The sequence below is a fragment of the Solibacillus sp. FSL R7-0668 genome (assembly GCF_038006205.1).
GTDB lineage: Bacteria > Bacillota > Bacilli > Bacillales_A > Planococcaceae > Solibacillus.
This window is the reverse complement of record NZ_JBBOUU010000001.1, coordinates 149,428-166,815: the sequence shown is the minus strand read 5'-3', so window position 1 is coordinate 166,815 and position 17,388 is coordinate 149,428. Positions and strand designations below refer to the sequence as shown.

20 protein-coding genes and 1 other annotated feature are annotated in these 17,388 nt (G+C 40.9%); of the genes, 5 read left to right on the top strand and 15 right to left on the bottom strand.

Annotation, left to right across the window (positions count from 1 at the left end; all coding sequences use genetic code 11):
• Positions 1–72: 72 nt before the first annotated feature.
• The 14 genes from MKX47_RS00855 to MKX47_RS00790 form a co-directional block, all read right to left on the bottom strand.
• Entirely contained in the window at positions 73–774 is a 702-nt protein-coding gene (locus MKX47_RS00855; protein WP_340770105.1) for a class I SAM-dependent methyltransferase, read from the bottom strand.
• Between the two features lie 40 nt (positions 775–814).
• Positions 815–1,023 (bottom strand) — a binding site (T-box leader).
• Positions 1,024–1,115: 92 nt separating this feature from the next.
• Positions 1,116–1,472 (bottom strand): rhodanese-like domain-containing protein, encoded by a 357-nt coding sequence (locus MKX47_RS00850; protein ID WP_340770103.1) that lies wholly within the window; start codon positions 1,470–1,472, stop codon positions 1,116–1,118.
• A gap of 121 nt (positions 1,473–1,593) precedes the next feature.
• Positions 1,594–2,406 carry a metallophosphoesterase gene (locus tag MKX47_RS00845; RefSeq protein WP_340770102.1) on the bottom strand — a complete coding sequence of 271 codons (813 nt, stop codon included), beginning with the start codon at positions 2,404–2,406 and terminating at the stop codon, positions 1,594–1,596.
• Between the two features lie 44 nt (positions 2,407–2,450).
• Entirely contained in the window at positions 2,451–3,119 is a 669-nt protein-coding gene (locus tag MKX47_RS00840; RefSeq protein ID WP_340770100.1) for a glucose-6-phosphate isomerase, read from the bottom strand.
• Complete coding sequence (locus MKX47_RS00835) at positions 3,116–3,820, bottom strand: silver transporter (protein WP_340770099.1); 705 nt, start codon at positions 3,818–3,820, stop codon at positions 3,116–3,118. The genes MKX47_RS00840 and MKX47_RS00835 overlap by 4 nt, the downstream gene beginning before the upstream one ends.
• Positions 3,786–4,673 (bottom strand): ABC transporter ATP-binding protein, encoded by an 888-nt coding sequence (locus MKX47_RS00830; protein WP_340770097.1) that lies wholly within the window; start codon positions 4,671–4,673, stop codon positions 3,786–3,788. Before MKX47_RS00830 ends, MKX47_RS00835 begins: the two co-directional genes overlap by 35 nt.
• 5 nt (positions 4,674–4,678) lie before the next feature.
• Positions 4,679–5,050 (bottom strand): GntR family transcriptional regulator, encoded by a 372-nt coding sequence (locus MKX47_RS00825; protein WP_340770094.1) that lies wholly within the window; start codon positions 5,048–5,050, stop codon positions 4,679–4,681.
• Positions 5,051–5,504: 454 nt separating this feature from the next.
• A complete protein-coding gene (locus tag MKX47_RS00820) occupies positions 5,505–5,897 on the bottom strand; it encodes a Na+/H+ antiporter subunit G (RefSeq protein ID WP_340770091.1) in 393 nt (130 codons plus the stop codon).
• Entirely contained in the window at positions 5,875–6,159 is a 285-nt protein-coding gene (locus tag MKX47_RS00815; protein ID WP_340770089.1) for a Na(+)/H(+) antiporter subunit F1, read from the bottom strand. The genes MKX47_RS00820 and MKX47_RS00815 overlap by 23 nt, the downstream gene beginning before the upstream one ends.
• Entirely contained in the window at positions 6,156–6,638 is a 483-nt protein-coding gene (locus MKX47_RS00810; RefSeq protein ID WP_340770087.1) for a Na+/H+ antiporter subunit E, read from the bottom strand. Before MKX47_RS00810 ends, MKX47_RS00815 begins: the two co-directional genes overlap by 4 nt.
• Positions 6,639–6,652: 14 nt before the next feature.
• Positions 6,653–8,137, bottom strand: a complete 1,485-nt coding sequence (locus MKX47_RS00805) for a Na+/H+ antiporter subunit D (protein ID WP_340770085.1) — start codon at positions 8,135–8,137, stop codon at positions 6,653–6,655.
• The gene (locus MKX47_RS00800; protein WP_340770083.1) at positions 8,130–8,468 is read right to left on the bottom strand and encodes a Na(+)/H(+) antiporter subunit C; all 339 of its coding nucleotides are present in this window, start codon (positions 8,466–8,468) and stop codon (positions 8,130–8,132) included. Before MKX47_RS00800 ends, MKX47_RS00805 begins: the two co-directional genes overlap by 8 nt.
• Before the next feature lies 1 nt (position 8,469).
• Positions 8,470–8,892, bottom strand: coding sequence for a Na(+)/H(+) antiporter subunit B (locus MKX47_RS00795; RefSeq protein ID WP_340770082.1), 423 nt, complete (start codon positions 8,890–8,892; stop codon positions 8,470–8,472).
• Complete coding sequence (locus tag MKX47_RS00790) at positions 8,882–11,290, bottom strand: Na+/H+ antiporter subunit A (RefSeq protein WP_340770081.1); 2,409 nt, start codon at positions 11,288–11,290, stop codon at positions 8,882–8,884. The genes MKX47_RS00795 and MKX47_RS00790 overlap by 11 nt, the downstream gene beginning before the upstream one ends.
• Before the next feature lie 339 nt (positions 11,291–11,629).
• Between MKX47_RS00790 and MKX47_RS00785 the strand changes: the two genes are divergently transcribed.
• From MKX47_RS00785 to MKX47_RS00765, 5 genes are all read left to right on the top strand, one after another.
• Positions 11,630–12,313 (top strand): histidine kinase, encoded by a 684-nt coding sequence (locus MKX47_RS00785; RefSeq protein ID WP_340770080.1) that lies wholly within the window; start codon positions 11,630–11,632, stop codon positions 12,311–12,313.
• Positions 12,314–12,379: 66 nt separating this feature from the next.
• Positions 12,380–13,084 carry a FadR/GntR family transcriptional regulator gene (locus MKX47_RS00780; RefSeq protein WP_340770078.1) on the top strand — a complete coding sequence of 235 codons (705 nt, stop codon included), beginning with the start codon at positions 12,380–12,382 and terminating at the stop codon, positions 13,082–13,084.
• A gap of 111 nt (positions 13,085–13,195) precedes the next feature.
• Positions 13,196–13,912, top strand: coding sequence for a (Fe-S)-binding protein (locus MKX47_RS00775; RefSeq protein ID WP_340770077.1), 717 nt, complete (start codon positions 13,196–13,198; stop codon positions 13,910–13,912).
• Positions 13,913–13,926: 14 nt separating this feature from the next.
• Entirely contained in the window at positions 13,927–15,357 is a 1,431-nt protein-coding gene (locus tag MKX47_RS00770; RefSeq protein ID WP_340770075.1) for a LutB/LldF family L-lactate oxidation iron-sulfur protein, read from the top strand.
• Entirely contained in the window at positions 15,354–16,034 is a 681-nt protein-coding gene (locus tag MKX47_RS00765; RefSeq protein ID WP_340770073.1) for a LutC/YkgG family protein, read from the top strand. Before MKX47_RS00770 ends, MKX47_RS00765 begins: the two co-directional genes overlap by 4 nt.
• A 75-nt stretch (positions 16,035–16,109) precedes the next feature.
• Here the strand turns inward: MKX47_RS00765 and MKX47_RS00760 are convergent, their stop codons facing one another.
• Positions 16,110–17,309, bottom strand: a complete 1,200-nt coding sequence (locus MKX47_RS00760) for an MFS transporter (RefSeq protein WP_340770071.1) — start codon at positions 17,307–17,309, stop codon at positions 16,110–16,112.
• Positions 17,310–17,388 lie beyond the last annotated feature (79 nt).

Below are 17,388 nucleotides of genomic sequence, written 5' to 3'. Positions count from 1 at the left end.
GAAGTCATTTTTTAATAAAAACACATACTCTCCCCGGCATACGAGTGAATCCCCCTATTTATACGACAGTAATTATTTCACACCACCGAAAACGGCCAACTCAAACCATTTAAAATAACAATCTGCATGTTGATAGCCCAGTTCTCTTAGCCAATTCACTTGAATATCTACACGCTCTAAAATATTATCTTCTTTATCTGGACGACTGTAATATTCTTTGGCTACTTCCTCTATTGATCTTTCATTATAATTAGCTAGATGTTGGACGAACTGTTCGTCATATAAGTTTTCTAATTTAGTTGTGGCCGAGGCTGTATGCTCGACATTTATAAAAATACCACCGTCTTTTAATAATGTGTAAATTTCAGCGTAAAGTTTCTTCTTTTTATCATGAGGTAAGTGGTGGATAGCAAAGCCAGAGACAATACAATCCACTGAATTCGGTTCAGTAAATGCACTTAATGATTCGCTAAAATCACCTTGCACCACTGTACTTTGATGTTGATAAGCAGCCAAATATTCCTTGGCCTGCTCAACCATTGGCTCAGAATGATCAATAAATAGTGCCTGTGCAGCTGGGTAAGTATCCAAAAGCACTTTACCTAAAAAACCATTCCCACACCCTAAATCCATTATTTTTTGTACATTTGGTGTGAAATGTTGAATTACCTGAAGCATGACCTGGATTTGCTCTGCCCCAAATGGTATACCGCCTCTTACTTGTTCTAAATAGTGCTTTGTAACATCTTGTCTTTGCCATTGTGTAGTTTCCATTACTTTTTCCCTCCTTAAAAATAAAAAAACTCCGCCTCAACAAAGAGACGAAGTTTAATTCGCGGTACCACTCTAATTGATTAATTCACCATTAATCCACTTAAGCTATAACGGTAGCTGCCGTTTATGCTTACATTAGTTCAGCATAAATACTCATGGACGAGTTCAAGAATTTACTGACTGTTTTGCACCACCCAACAGCTCTCTCAACAATAAGTGTCCCCTACTACTTCCAATCAACGCTTTATTTTTAGAATTTTAATAATATTAAGTTAAATGTATTATATTGTCAATACAAGAGAAAGTCACTACTCCTTCAGGTAGAAAAAACTGCTTCCTTTTTACCCCGCCCTTAACCCATTCATCCCGCGCCGAACATTCGTCACATCCGTATAACCAAGCTTCACAAGCTCCTTGCACGCCTTATTGCTGCGCACACCGCTCTGGCAAATGACGACAATCGGCTTGTCCTTTGGTAAATCCCCTAAATACGTACCAAGGGGGCGATTTAAAAATTGCGGAATATGAGCCTCTTTATATTCATTCGCAGAACGCACATCCACAAATACGATGCCCTCCTGCTCAAGCAGCGGCTGTAATTCCTTCGTTGTTATATACTTCACACCCTTTTTCGGCATAAAGCGAAAAATCATCACTATAATTAACACAAGTGCAATCAATGTTATCCATTGTTCCATATTCTATAAACCCCTTAAAACGATTTTCTTTTTTTTACGATACGCCCTCACATCGACGCGACCACTCTACCTTTCTATAATAAAACAGCAGCATAAAGTTTTCTCTATGCTGCTGTTTCTCTTAACGATTCAATTGTACTGTAATAATCTCAGGTAAATTAAAAATACGGAATGGGAAAAGGCTATTACCTAGCCCTCTACTCACAATCATTGTTGTATCACGTTCTTCAAAAACACCGGCTGTATAAGTTGGAAATAACCCTTGCGCTGGCGCCACAATACCCCCAATAAATGGCAAGCGAATTTGACCACCATGTGCATGACCAGTGAATACTAAATCTATTTCCTTATCGACATAGGCTGCGAATTGCTCCGGCCGATGAGATAACAGCATCGTAAAGGAATCGGTCCCTACCTGTTGTCGTGCTGCCTCAATCGACATCTCCACGTTTTGCCCCATTAACGGATCCTCAATACCGGCAATAACGATGCGTTCCCCGTCACGCTCAATCGTTACTGCGTCATTTGGTAAGACGTGCACACCTAAATCCATCAGTGCCGCATAAATTTCATCTGTCAAATTAAGCGCCACCTCATGATTACCCAGCACATAATAAACATCCGCAATGTCCACAAACTCTGCAACCGCCTGCAAGCTATTTTCCAAATCATAGCGTCTACTATCGACTAAATCACCTGTAAGAAAAATGGCATCTGGCTTCGTTGCCCGTACTTTTTCTACTAACCGTGATTGATTTTTTCCAAACGTTGCATCATGTAAATCCGTCACTTGCGTAATGCGAAAGCCGTCAAAGCTCTTCGGAATTTTTTCAGATTCATACGTATGCTCAGTTACAACAAGCCAATGATTATTTACATAAAAAAATGCATAAATAACGGCGATTCCTATCAGCAATTTGATTAATTTTTTCAACGTATTCGCTCAATTCATTGAAAGTTTTTAGGTACTTATTGAATTTATATACCATTATCAATGATATTGAAGTGCTTCGGAACATTCAAGTATAAAATCCGATTTCCAATTAATCCATCCACCGAATCAATCGCATAGCCGTTCGTTTCTATATTTTCTAGCATCTGTACAGACATATCCATCGTTTTCATCGACACCTTCGCATCTTGGTCTTGAATAGAGATTGTATTATTGCTAAAGGTAATTTTAGGCTGCTTACTATACGGTGTTACATTTATTCCCTTCATATAAAAAGGCGTTTCATAATAGCTAACCGTAATTTTATGATCCGTTGCGTCCGTCCAATTAATCACGGTTTGAATAGAATAATTCAGTTGCCTACGCGATATCATTACATCCTCTGCTGTAGCTTCAAATGTTTTCGTAAACTTTAGATGCTCCTCTTTTAACACACTAAAATCACGGTGCTGCAAACGCTCGGATTGCTTTATATTTTCCTCACGCTGCTGCTTTAAAAATTCAGTTGATTCCGCCCGATCAATCTTCTGTGAGACAAAGGCCAAGTAGACGAATGCCACAAGTCCACAAGCCATATAAACAAGCGCGAAATAAAACGTACGCTTCGGCCGCCAAATACGAAACCTTGTCATCAAAATCGCGAGTACTATTACTACAGCAGCCTGAATAATTGTCATCCACACTAGCATATTCATGATCGATGCACCTCTCTAAACTGACGAATAACAAAAATAATGGTCCATACTAGCAGAATGTATAAGCTGCTGTACCCGATAATCTCCCATACATTTACCCCAAAAATCACACCCCAAAAACTCATGCCATTTGCACGTATCACAAAAAATAAAGCGATTGCAAGCAGTACCAGTACGATTTTCGAGAACTGAAATACGGCGCGCACAAAATAACCAACTGCGCAAGCTAATGTAATACATACAGCAAAGGCAAGAATCGTATTCGATGAAAAGAATGGATTTTCTAATATAAATGGTGCATCGGTTTTCAAAATTTCAAGCGCAATCGTAATGCAATGTACGCTTAACGCTGACATAACTGTAAAAATAGCGAGGATTATCGTAAATATAAACATCGATAAAACCTCTGTTTGATTAGTAGTCACAATCGAGCGTTGATCTTGTGCTAATGTATTTGACGCAAGCATCCAGCCAAGCCCCAGCATTAAAATCACACTAAAAATAAATAGGGCATCTAATGTATAGGTGCGTCCTTCAAAGTTCCCCCCAATATAAAAGGAACCCGTACCCTCTGATGTTAAAAACCCAATAATCAGATGCACTAAGATAACGGTACTAAACATGGAGCTATAAGCCTTACACTTCCACTTTACCTGCTCCCAAACATTACGCGCCGGACTCACTGTTACGATAGATGTCATCAATAGAACCTCCCTTCGTTGCAGTTAACACTTTACACACATCACTCGCCGAAAGATTTTGCATGCGCACCTGCTCTGGTAGCGGTCGTTCATTATTTTTTACAATCGCCTCAAAAATCGGTCCATTATTACGCGTAGCCAACACTTCATAATCAACTAAATGTGCTTCGATATTTTCCTTTTGGCCAACAAGCTTCACCGCCAAATTTTGCACTTCATCGACCGGTGCAAATAGCTCAACCTGACCTTCATGCAAGAGCAAAATGTCCTCAATCAAATGCTCCATCTCATTTAAATAATGGCTCGACATCAGGATGACGCGTGGATACGCTAAAAAATCCTTCAAAATCACACGATACATGTCATCGCGAATCGTTTCGTCCATGCCATTCATCGGCTCATCCAGCAAGGTCACTGCGCTGCGACTAGCAATGCCATAAATTAAGTTAAAGGCCGCTTTTTGCCCCTTTGACAGCTGATAATGATACGCCTTTTCCGAAATACCGCTAAAATTTAAAAGCTCCAACGCTAAATCCAGTGCAAAATTAACGTAAAACCTCGGTGCTGTTTGCAAAATTTCCTTTAACGTCAGCACCGCTGGAAATGTCATTGCATCCTCTATTAAAATCGTATTCGCTGCCACCGTTAAATTTTGAAAAGCTTTTTTCCCCACGACCTCCACTGTGCCATGAGAAGGCTTCAAATGCCCAGCCAATAACTTTAATAGTGTCGACTTTCCCACACCATTGCGCCCAATCAGTCCTATAATTTTCGGTTCCTCAATTTGAAACGAAATATTTGCTAAAATCACTTTTTTCCCATAATGCTTTTGCAGTTGCTCACATACAATCACTCGCCTCATCCCTCCTGTTGAATATATTTAATTAACGCGATTAAATCTTCATCCGAAACAGCTAAACGTTGGGCCTCTTGCACGATTTCCTTCGCCATTCGTGTCAATGTTTCACTCCGACGTGTTGCTAAAATTCGTTGTTTGGCATCCGTTTTCACAAACATCCCCAGTCCCCTTTTTTTATAGAGAATTTCTTTTTCTACTAAAATGGTTAACCCTTTTCCTGCTGTAGCCGGATTAATATTAAAAATTTCTGCGAGCTGATATTGCGAATACACTTTACCATCCGGCAGCAAGCGATCGGCCAATATTTCCTGCTCCAGCCAATCAGCAATTTGTAGATAAATGGGCGTCGTACTTTGCGCATTGAAATCCAAATGAACCCTCCTTTCCGTCAGTTAGTACATTAGTGATGTAATGTACTATAATTTAAATAAGCAAATTTGTCAATTTTTCAAGAAAAACTGTCCACATATTCTTTTTATCCACAGAGTTATCCACTTTTTCTTTAGTTACCCACATTTCGACCTCTTTTTTCAACAGTTTTCCCTATAGTTATCCACAAATTTAATAAAATAAGTGCAATCCGTTGTTACAATTCGTGAATTCTTTTTATTGTTTCGTCGTTTTTTCTTCAAAAGGCTCGCTATTAAACATATCAATTCTCTTTTTTTCCTACTTTTCTCGCTCATACTTGCGTGCTAAATATATGTTATTCACAGAGTTATCCACATTTGTCCACAAAAAATAGGTTGAACATGAAATATACCTAAAAAACGAAAAAAATACTCCACAAGTTTTGTTCATAACTTGTGGAGCACTTCAAAGCCATTATTTTATTTGCTCTACCTCTGATTTTACGTGCAAATCCTCATCACCGAATAGCACTGGCTTTAATGCATCCTCACCCGAACCGGCTGCAAGTGGTACGCGTGAACGATAGGCCGCGCGAACGACTAAATGCCCTGCCACGGGTGCGGTAATAAAGACAAACACAATTCCTAATATTAAACGAATACTCACATAGCCATCATGAATCCAAAAATACACGAACGCCCCAAATAAGCAAAGCAATACCGATAATGTCGCACTTTTCGTTGCTGCATGGGAACGTGTATAAACATCCGGTAAGCGAATCATGCCGAATGCACTAATGACACTCACAATCGCGCCAAATAAAATGAACAGAGCCGCCATTAACTCAATCAGCTGATTTACGCTCAACGATGACACCTCTTTCAATATATTTCGAGAAGGCAATCGTCCCGATAAAGGCTAAAATCCCTAAAATCAAAATCGCCTCTAAAAAAGCTTTCGTCTTTAGCACAATAGAAATAATGGCAATCGCCGATATTAAATTCACGCCAATTGTATCGAGCGCAATCGCACGATCTGGCAAGGATGGCCCTTTAATGACACGTACTAATGACAGTGCAATGGCCACCATAAATAACAGTAAGGACGCCTTTAAAATCAAATCAATCATTGTGTCACCTCCCAGATGGCTGTTTCAAACTTGCCAATTGAACGCAGCACCGTTTCCTTCGATTCGACAATGTCCATCGCGTGAATGTAAAACGTCTTGCCGTCCTCCGATACTTCCATTACGACAGAGCCAGGCGTCAACGTGAGGAGCAATGCTAAAACCGTAATCTGCCAATCCCCCTCAAGACATGTTTCATATGTAAAAATGCCCGGTGTAATTTTCAGCTGAGGATCGAGCACTTGCTTTAACACTTCCATGCTCGACATGAGTAGCTCTCGAATAAATAATAGGATGAGCTTCAAAATCTTTACTACACGGCGCAAGTAAAATTGTGTACCGAAAAATCGGTGCATCGCATATAAAATCAGCATCCCTATAAAGAAACCTGACATAAATGTTGTAAAATCAGCATTCGGATCGTCCTTTAAGAGAAACCACAACGCCGCAATAAAAATATTAAGAATAAATTGACCTAACATGCGCTCACCCTCCTTTACTTATTCGTGTTCAAAATTGCCTCGATATACACCGCTGGATTCGCCAATGTATGAGCTGCATCGTTGACATAGACAGCAATTCCTTCCGCGCCGACACCCAGTCCAATCATGCAGATTGCTAGTGCCACAAATGATACATAGGCACCCTTTGGCATAGGTTTTTTATCCTCTTCACTAATGGACGTTTCACCGAAAAATGAAGCGAGGAAAATGCGAAGAAGCGAGTACATCACAATAATACTCGAACCAAAGCCTAATGCGAGTAATACATATGCACCTTGTTCAACAGCACCCTGCCCAATTAATACTTTCCCAACAAATCCACTTAACGGCGGAATCCCAATTAATGCACACATCGTGATAAAGTAAATCCAGCCAAACAACGGATAGTTTCGTATAAGCCCGTTCATATTTTTTACGACAATTTCACCTGTTAACAGTACCATCGTCCCAATTAAGAGGAATAATAAAGCTTTAGCAATCATGTCATGAATTAAATAATACACAGCCCCTGCAAATGCCTGTTCATTGCCAATTGCGAGCGCCATTAGTATAAAGCCAACCCCGATAATGACGTTATATGACGCAATTGTTCGCACATCTTTCCCCGACAACGCGCCCATACAGCCAGCAATAATCGTTAGCCCCGCCATCACACCTAAAATCGTATGCGTAATTTCAGGCTGTAGTGGAAACATGAGTGTAAATGTACGGAACAATGCATAAATCCCGACCTTTGTTAATAATGCAGCAAACAATGCCTGCACAGCGGTCGATGGCACACTATACGAACCCGGTAGCCAAAAGAATAGCAGTAAGCCTCCTTTTAGCGCAAAAACGACTAAGAAAACGAGCGATACAAGCGTTAGCATCGGCTCTTGTCCCACCTCTGCAACACGCTGTGCAATATGCGCCATATTCAATGTCTTCACTGTGCCGTACAAATACGCTAACGCCACTAAAAACATCCATGAAGCCACAACATTAATCAGGACATACTTCAATGACTCGCGTAGCTGAATTTTCCTACCACCAAGTGCAATTAATGCATACGAAGCAAGCAGCATCACTTCAAAGCACACAAATAAATTAAAAATATCCCCCGTCAAAAACGAACCATTCACACCCGCTACTAAAAACAGGACAAATGGATAGAAGTACATTTTTTCTTGTTCTTTGCCGATTGTCGAAAACGCATAAACTAAACAAAGCGTCGTCACAATGCTTGACGTAAGCACAAGCAATACCGAAAACGAATCCCCTACGAATAAAATTCCAAACGGCGGCAGCCAGCCACTAAAATCAAGACGCAAAATGCCCTCTGTTTGAATAAGCCGCAGCAGCACTACCGAAATGCCCGTCACAAAAAGCATCGTCAACAAGCTTACAATACGCTGTAGCTTAATCGATTCATTCAAAAATACTAATAAGGCCGCGGTAATAATCGGCACAATTAATGGCAAAACCAAAATATTACTCATCAGACGAACCTCCAAGCTTATGGAAGTCGTCGCTACCATTCGTTAAATACATGCGATAGGCCAGCACAAGTAAAAATGCAGTTACCGCAAAGCTAATCACAATCGCTGTTAAAATAAGTGCCTGTGGTAACGCATCCGTATAAGGTGCAACCGCCTCCCCAAGTAGCGGCACATTTCCTTTTTTTAAGCCACCTACCGTCAGCAATAAAAGATGCACAGCATGCGACAAAATCGCTGTTCCCACAATGACACGTAATACGCTACGAGAGAGGATTAAATAAGTAGCGACTGCCACGAGTATGCCAACAAGCACAATCATTAATGATTCCATACTATTCATCCTCACTTATATTTAAAATAATCGTCACAAGCGTCCCTACTACTGTGAGCGCTACACCTGCCTCAAAAATCGTCACTGTCGATAAATGTTTTTCGCCCAAAAACGGAAGGTCAAAATAGCCATCCGTTTGCGTTAAGAACGGTGCATCAAAAAACAAGGAACCGACAGCCGTCCCCGTTGCAAGAAGGACACCCAATGCTGCAACCCTTTTAAAATCAAACGGCATCCCTTTATGCACCGTTTCAATGTCATACGTCAAATACAGCAGGACGATGCCCGAACCAAGGACAAGTCCCCCGATAAAGCCGCCACCAGGTGCATTATGGCCTGCGAAAAATAAGTACAGCCCAAGCGTAAAAACGATGAATACAACGCCACGCACGACGGTTTTTAAAATAACATCATTAATTTTCAACGTCTGTATCCCCCTTTTTCGCCTTGAGCTTTATGAGTGTATAGACGCCAAGCCCTGCAATAAATAACACTACGACTTCTAACATCGTATCAAACGCACGGAAATCACCTAAAATCGTATTGACGATATTTTTGCCGCCCGCTAAGTTGTACGCGTCTTCAAAGTAAGCGGAAATTGGCTCAAATTTGTCATAATTCATGACCGCTAACCCCATTAATGTCACCGTTGCACCGACAGCAATCGAAATCGTAATCTTTGTAAAATTCCACGCCTTCGATGCATTTTCTGGCTGCAATTTAGGTAAAAATTTAAATGATAACAAGAAAAGCGCTGTTGTTACGGATTCTACAACGAGCTGTGTTAATGCTAAATCCGGTGCGCGGAACACGACAAAGAAAAACGCTACCGAATAACCAAGCACCCCATTAAGCAGCACCGTCGTAATACGTTGCTTCACAAAAAGTATCGCAACCGCTGCCGCAATCATGACAAATACTAGTAGCAGTTCATACGGCTCAATCACCGAGTCCTTACCCGGATTCCAGCTAAATAAATCTGCATACATCATATAACCCGCTAGCATCACCACAAAAAACACATAAATATAGATAAAATAATACGTCAAATTGCCATTCATATAGCGCTTCGTTAGCACACCTGAAATCTGTTCCCCTGAGCCAATCACACGCTCATAAATCACATTTAGTGTAAAACTTTGCGGAATTAACTTATACATCGGACGCCATTTTTTCAGCGTTCGATAGAGGAAAATGCCCACTACTATAACACCAAATGTCATCATCAGCTCTGTATTAATATAGCCATGCCATGCTGCAATATGTGGTGTCAGCTCATCTACGGATGGGAAGGTTGGATAAATACTCGCCATCGCAGGACGTAAAATATAATGCCCTAACACATTCGGGAAAATAAAAATCCCAATAACAAGCGCGATTAAAATATATGGTGAAATAAGCATACCAATCGGCGCTTCATGTGGTGGCTTTTCTAATCGATCTGGCTGTAGCTTCCCAAAGAATGTGCGCATGACAATGATGACACAGTAAATAAACGTAAATATACTCGCTACCCATGCTACAATCGGGAATACTAAGCCAATCGCATCAAGGGAGAAAAGATCAAGCTGCGCAATCTTCAATGTTGCCGCAAAAAACATTTCCTTACTTAAAAAGCCGTTAAATGGCGGTAACCCAGCCATCGAGAAGCTCCCAATGACCGCAATCGTAAAGGTAGACGGCATCAGTGCCATTAAGCCACCTAAGCGACGAATATCACGTGTACCAACTTCATGGTCCACAATTCCCACCATCATAAAGAGCGCACCTTTAAATGTAGAGTGGTTAATTAAATGGAATAATGCCGCAAAAGTTGCTTGCGTATAAATCACAGAATCTGCAGAATAGCCTAATGCCAATGCCGCCGAGCCGAGCCCAAACAAGCTCATAATCAAGCCAAGCTGACTAATGGTTGAATAAGCAAGAAGCGCCTTTAAGTCAAACTGCTTTACCGCATTCAAGGACCCCCAAAACAGTGTCACTAAACCGACAGCACTCACAGACCAGAACCATACCTCATGCCCACCAAAAATCGGCGTCGTACGTGCTACAAGATAAATACCCGCTTTCACCATCGTGGCCGAGTGCAAATATGCGGATACTGGTGTTGGTGCCTCCATCGCATCCGGTAACCAAATATGGAAAGGAAACTGGGCAGATTTCGTAAACGCACCGAGTAGCACTAAGCACATTGCCGGTACAAAGTAAGAGCTTGCTTGTACCACTTCTAAATTGGCAATCATTTCGCGAATGCTAAAGGTCCCTGAAGCCACATACAGCATCAAAAAGCCCGCTAACATCGCAACACCACCCGAAACAGTGATCGTCATTGCTTTCCGCGCACCTGCACGCGATGCTTTTCGGTGATGCCAAAAGGCGATTAATAGGAAGGATGACACACTCGTCAATTCCCAAAACGTATAAAGTACCATTAAATTATCGGAAAATACAACACCTAACATTGCCCCCATAAACAGTAGCAGGTAGCAATAAAAGTGATGCAAGGATTCTTTTGATGATAAGTAGAAAATTGAATAAAGGATTACTAAACTACCTACTCCGGTAATAAGTAAACTAAAAATCATGCTCAAACCGTCTAAATAGGTGGTAATTTTAATACCATAAGAGGGGATCCACTCAAACGTGTGTATGAAGGTTTCACCACGGGCAATTCGAGGGATATAAGTAGTTAAATACGAAAATAAGACAACAGGCACAGCTAAAACAAACCATCCTAAATGAATGCCGCTCATTCGCCTGTATAAAAGCGGAATAAGAGCCGCTGCAATAAATGGGAGTAAAATCGATAATGCAACAATCAAACGCAAAAACCTCCTACATCTTCAGAATCAATATAAACTATGTATCGTAGCATCAGTAAGATGATGACACTTGACTAACCATTTAACTCACTTCATAATAATGTGGCATATAGTGAAACTGTCTCTGTCAGCAAGTACAGACACCAAGAAAATATATCCAACGATGAATTATTATATAAAAACCACAAAACAGCGGGAAATATCACAGTTTCTAGTATACAATAATCATGTATGAAATGCACTGCAATAGCATCAATTTTAACTCTCTCATACTGAATTTCTCAAAAAACTTCATTTTAATACACTATTATAGAATAAGAAAAAGAGGTGCGAACTAAAATGAAATATGTAAAAGGCCGAATGGATGAAAGTATTTTAGTTTGTGTGTATTACGGGCAGAATGGGGAACGCCTAATTCGCCGTGGACACAAACTCGCTACTTTACTCGATTGCCCATTATATGTTTTAACGGTGGATTCCAAGCCACTTGACGCATTTGACGCTGAAAAATCTGGCTATATCGAACAATGGCAACAATTAGCCGACGAATTAGAAATTGAAAAATTTATTATTAAAGACAACGAGAAACGCCCGATTCATAAAGTGATTACAGAAATCGCAATGGACTTTGATATTACGCAAATTATCGTTGGGCAAAGTGCGCAAAGCCGTTGGGAGGAAATTACGAAAGGTTCCTTTTTGAATGTACTATTAAAAGAGATTCCATTCGTAGACTTCCACATCGTTTCAGTCAAGCGCCCTTCTGAAGACGAGCTAATCGACATCTACGAAAAAGGGGTGCGTGCTTACTTAGTCAAAGAAAACGAGCAGTACAAAGTAGCGTTCACTTGTCCAAAAGTCGGATCGCTTGAAGGGATTTTCTTCAAGGAGATCGGCACCGACTTCGATAATGGCATTTTTAAATTTAATTACAATGGAAAACTTCATGAAGTCGATATGACAGAAGGCTTTGTCAATCATACTGATATTATTCCAAAAGAATGTTTCCTATCAAAAGAATAATAACAAAAGCTGTTTCCACATCATTGGAGCAGCTTTTTTTCAAATACATTAGAAAGGATGTCCATGATGAATTTTCATAAACCAAAACCACAGAAATTGTATGAGCAAATTGCTACAATTATTGAACAAAAAATTAATGATGGCGATATTTTACCCGGACAAAAGTTAGATTCCGTTGAACAGCTGGCGAAAAATTTTGAAGTAGGACGCTCTGCCATTCGCGAAGCACTGATGGCTCTCCAAGCAAAAGGAATCGTTGAAATCCGACAAGGCGAGGGCACATACATCCGACAAATTACCGCCGAAGATATTACATTAAATATCCCAAACTATGCGAGCTTCTCTCAGCAGGATTTACAGCAAATTTTCGAAGTTCGCAAAATTCTTGAAATCGGCGTCATTGAAAATGCCGCAAGTCGCATTACACAATCACAATTAGCTCTTTTAAACCAGTCACTTGAAAAGATGCAAGCTTATGTTGCAAACGCGCAATTAAGCAGCGACGCGGATATCCAATTTCACACAATTATTGCCGAAGCAGCGCACAACCCATTACTTGTTTCTATGCTTCAAAGCGTTTCGCAGCCAATTGCTCGACAAATCCAGCATACACGAGCTTTTTTAGCACAATCAAACGAAGAAGCACTCCATCGTTTACACGAAGAGCATGTACGCATTTATAAAGCGCTCGAAATCCATGATGCTTCTTTAGCAAAGCAGGCGATGTCGGCTCATCTCGAAACTGTACAATCTTTACTTTTTAATCATTAGCTCGAAAAATCGTTTTATTTCTATTTCATCCATTTTTACATAACTCATCAGATGACCTGTTGACTTATTTTTCGGAAAGTTGTAAATTTAAGTTAATTAGGGGGAATTCATATGAAGGTTTCGTTATTTGCTACCTGTTTAGTTGATATGTTTCAAAGCAATGTTGGGAAATGTACAGTTGAATTATTAGAACGTTTAGGCTGTGAAGTGAGCTTTCCGATGGGGCAAACTTGCTGCGGTCAGCCTGCTTACAACAGTGGCTATGTCAAAGCTTCTAAAGATACAATGAAAAGTACCATTCAAGTATTTGAAGAGGCAGAAGTCGTAGTCTGTCCTTCTGGTTCTTGCGCTTATATGTTAAAAGAATATGTTCATATATTCAAAGACGAGCCTAGTTGGCAACAGCGTGCACAGCGCCTCGCAGATAAAACCTACGAGCTTACACAATTTATCGTGGATGTACTCGGTGTTGAGGATGTCGGAGCAAAACTAGACGGAACAGCGACTTACCACCCTTCTTGCCATATGACCCGTCTGTTAAAAGTCCAAACAGCACCGATGACACTCTTAAAAAACGTGCAGGGGCTTGAAGTCATCGAAATGCCGTTAAAGGAAAATTGCTGTGGCTTTGGCGGAACGTTCTCTGTCAAAATGGGTAAAATCTCCGAGCAAATGGTCGATGAAAAAATCCATTCCGCCCAACAAATTGGCGTGCATTATTTAATCGGTGCGGATGCGGGGTGTTTAATGAATATTGGCGGACGAATCGATCGTAAAAATATTGATATTCAAACATTGCATATCGCAGAAATTTTAAATAGCCGATAAAGGGAGTGGTCTAAATGCCAATGAAAATTAGCGATCATGCCTTTAATGATCGCCTTGAAACTAATTTAGAAAATGATTTTATGCGCGGTGCTGTTTCTTCCGCGCAGCAACGTTTTCAAACAAGACGTCATGCTGCCATTGAAATGCTTGATTGGGAAGAATGGCGCAATCATGGAGAGGAAATACGCCAGCATGTGTTAGAACATCTCGATTATTATTTACACGAACTAAGCGAAAACGTTGCCGCACGTGGTGGCCATGTATTTTTTGCACAAACAGCCGAAGAAGCAACCGCGTATATTGCAACTATTGCGAAAGTAAAAAATGCGAAGAAAATTGTAAAAGCCAAATCAATGGTGACCGAAGAAATCAACTTAAATAGTCAGCTAGAGCAGCTTGGCTGTGAAGTAATTGAAACGGATTTAGGCGAATATATTTTGCAATTAGATGATCATGACCCACCCTCACATATCGTGACACCTGCTCTGCATAAAAATAAGGAGCAAATTCGTGATGTTTTTGCCGAAAAAATTGGCTACACCGCTTCTTCTCAACCCGAAGAATTGGCCTTACACGCTCGCAAAGTATTACGTAATCATTATTTGACGGCAGACATTGGCATTACAGGCTGTAATTTTGCCGTGGCAGAAACCGGCTCTGTCTGTTTAGTCACAAACGAAGGGAATGCAGACCTCGTAACCGCGCTCCCAAAAACGCAAATATCGGTGATGGGGATGGAACGTCTTGTCCCAACGTTTGAAGAAATGGAAGTACTCGTTGGCATGCTAACAAGAAGTGCTGTTGGGCAAAAATTAACTAGTTATATTACGGTATTGACGGGTGTTAAAGAAGCTCTTGAAGTGGATGGTCCGGAAGAATTTCATTTAGTCATTGTTGATAATGGTCGTTCTTCCATTTTAGGAAGTGAATTTCGACCGATTTTACAATGTATTCGTTGTGCGGCATGTATTAATGCTTGCCCCGTTTATCGTCATGTTGGTGGCCATACGTATGGTTCGATTTATTCGGGTCCTATTGGTGTCGTGCTATCCCCATTATTAGGGGGCTATGACGATTACAAGGAATTGCCGTATGCTTCGACATTATGTGGTGCTTGTACCGATGCATGTCCCGTCAAAATTCCTTTACACGAACTGATTCACAAACACCGTGAAGTAATTGTAGAACGAGAAGGCCGCGCTCCTATTAGCGAAAGTCTTTTAATGCAAGCATTTGGAATGGGTACTTCCTCACAAACGGTCTATAAATTTGGCTCAAAAGTAGCCTCTACCGTCATGAAGCCTTTTACAAAGGACGAAAAAATTACAAAAGGTCCTGGGTTATTAAAAAACTGGACCGCGTCTCGTGATTTCCCTTCTGTTCAAAAAGAACGCTTCCGCGATTGGTTTGAACAGCATCAAAGTAGCAAGGAGGCCAGTAAATGATTGAAAATAAACAAGCATTCTTACAAACCATCGCGCAGCAGCTTTATCGTAAATCCCCCTCTACGATAAAGCCCGATCGCAAATGGAAACACTCGCCTCAACACCGCGTGTTACAGCAGGCCTCTATCGATGAACTCGTTACCATTTTTATTGACCAATGCCAAAATATCCACACCGCTGTCAAGCAATGTACGATAGCTCAATTACCAACTACCGTGGCCGATACCATTGCAAACTACAACGGGAAATCTGTCATTTATAGTGATGATGAACGCTTTTCTTCATTAAATATTTTGCCTAGTTTAGCCAGCTACACATACCATCAATGGAATGCTGCGCTTGGTCACGAAAACGTGGAGATTGCCGAACGAGCGGATGTTGGCATCGTTTTTAGTGAACGAACTTTAGCAGAATCGGGCACCATTTTAGTTCAGGCCTCACCAAAAGTGGGACGCACCCTGTCCTTTTTACCGGAAAACTCCATCGCCATTGTCCCAAAAAGCAGCATCGTCCCACGAATGACACAGGCGGCACAATTTCTGCGCAATGAATCACGCGTTGCTTCGTGCATTAACTTTATTACCGGACCCAGTAACTCTGCCGATATCGAGATGAATTTGGTCGTCGGCGTTCATGGCCCTGTCCGAATGACGTATATTCTTGTAGAGGATCTATAAAAATAAGGTATGTTGAAAGTGGGAATTTTCAACATACCTTGTTTCATAGCGGGATTTTTTAAGCCAATTCATTCGTTAAACCGAAGCCTTATCCCTCGGCAATAAAAACGCCACTAATAATAATAAAGTTAAAAACGAAACAGCAATCATCGTAAAGCGAATACCCATCGCATCCATGACCATACCAATCGCTACCGAACCAATTGCCCCCATACCAAACGCCACGCCTACCGTTAAGCCCGCCATCGTTCCAATTTTGGAAGGGACAAGCTCCTGTGCATAAACCACTGTCACGGTAAAGCTAATCATAATCAGCATCCCAATCACAATCAGCAATACGAGGGCAACGTACAGCGGCACAAACGGCAATGCTAGGCAAAATGGAATCGGCACAATAACCGATAAGAGGATAATATTTTTGCGACCATATTTATCTGACAAGGGCCCGCCAAAAAACGTCCCGACCACCCCAAATGCCATAAAGATAAAGACAAATAACTGACCACGCTCAACAGATACCCCATACTGATCCATTACATAAAACACATAAAAGCTCGTCATATTCGTCACATAAAAGGAGCGGGCAAAAATGATAAATAAAAGCACAACCAACGCAAAGCCTACTTGTTTTTTGGTCAATGGCGGAAGTGATGACACAAGCACCTTTTTGACCTTTGATAATTTTTCGGCCTCTAGTTGACGCTTATACCAGGCAGCAATTTTCGTTAATAAAAAAATCCCAATTGACGTTAATACTAATACCATCGCTGCACCCTTCATACCAAAGGGTAAAATAACAAACGCACTGAGTAATGGAGCAAGCGCTTGCCCAGAATTGCCACCCACTTGATAAATGGACTGTGCTAAACCACGCTTAGTCCCTGCTGCCATAAAGGATACACGCGAGCCTTCTGGATGAAACACCGCCGAGCCAAGCCCTAAAAATAACACCGACACTAAAATCATCCAATACTGCGTAGATAAAATGAGTAAGGTCAAGCCAATAAACGAGCTGACCATTCCAAGTGGCAATGCATATGGAAATGGACGTTTATCTGTTATAAATCCAACGGCCGGCTGTAGTAAGCTTGCAAACATATTTAACACAAACGAAATCATCCCAAGCTGTGTAAATGTAAGCCCTAAATCACGTTCTAATAGCGGGAACATCGCAGGAATAACGGCTTGCATCGTATCGTTAATTAAGTGACAAACACCAATTGCAACCATAATTGGATAGATGGGATTCGATTGTTTCACCGCTGTTGTTGACATATCATCACATTCTTTCTATTTAGAAAGTCGCATACTTCCATTATTTTTTGTCCATGCTACCGATTATAAGGAGTGATGT

Bases quoted from the DNA above. Each gene is read 5' to 3' on its own strand.
- MKX47_RS00850 (WP_340770103.1), bottom strand. From the start codon at position 1,472: ATGGAACAATGGATAACATTGATTGCACTTGTGTTAATTATAGTGATG.
- MKX47_RS00760 (WP_340770071.1), bottom strand. From the start codon at position 17,309: ATGTCAACAACAGCGGTGAAACAATCGAATCCCATCTATCCAATTATG.
- MKX47_RS00775 (WP_340770077.1), top strand. From the start codon at position 13,196: ATGAAGGTTTCGTTATTTGCTACCTGTTTAGTTGATATGTTTCAAAGC.
- MKX47_RS00770 (WP_340770075.1), top strand. From the start codon at position 13,927: ATGCCAATGAAAATTAGCGATCATGCCTTTAATGATCGCCTTGAAACT.
- MKX47_RS00835 (WP_340770099.1), bottom strand. From the start codon at position 3,820: ATGACATCTATCGTAACAGTGAGTCCGGCGCGTAATGTTTGGGAGCAG.
- MKX47_RS00780 (WP_340770078.1), top strand. From the start codon at position 12,380: ATGAATTTTCATAAACCAAAACCACAGAAATTGTATGAGCAAATTGCT.
- MKX47_RS00765 (WP_340770073.1), top strand. From the start codon at position 15,354: ATGATTGAAAATAAACAAGCATTCTTACAAACCATCGCGCAGCAGCTT.
- MKX47_RS00810 (WP_340770087.1), bottom strand. From the start codon at position 6,638: ATGTTAGGTCAATTTATTCTTAATATTTTTATTGCGGCGTTGTGGTTT.
- MKX47_RS00815 (WP_340770089.1), bottom strand. From the start codon at position 6,159: ATGATTGATTTGATTTTAAAGGCGTCCTTACTGTTATTTATGGTGGCC.
- MKX47_RS00855 (WP_340770105.1), bottom strand. From the start codon at position 774: ATGGAAACTACACAATGGCAAAGACAAGATGTTACAAAGCACTATTTA.
- MKX47_RS00805 (WP_340770085.1), bottom strand. From the start codon at position 8,137: ATGAGTAATATTTTGGTTTTGCCATTAATTGTGCCGATTATTACCGCG.
- MKX47_RS00785 (WP_340770080.1), top strand. From the start codon at position 11,630: ATGAAATATGTAAAAGGCCGAATGGATGAAAGTATTTTAGTTTGTGTG.
- MKX47_RS00840 (WP_340770100.1), bottom strand. From the start codon at position 3,119: ATGAATATGCTAGTGTGGATGACAATTATTCAGGCTGCTGTAGTAATA.
- MKX47_RS00800 (WP_340770083.1), bottom strand. From the start codon at position 8,468: ATGGAATCATTAATGATTGTGCTTGTTGGCATACTCGTGGCAGTCGCT.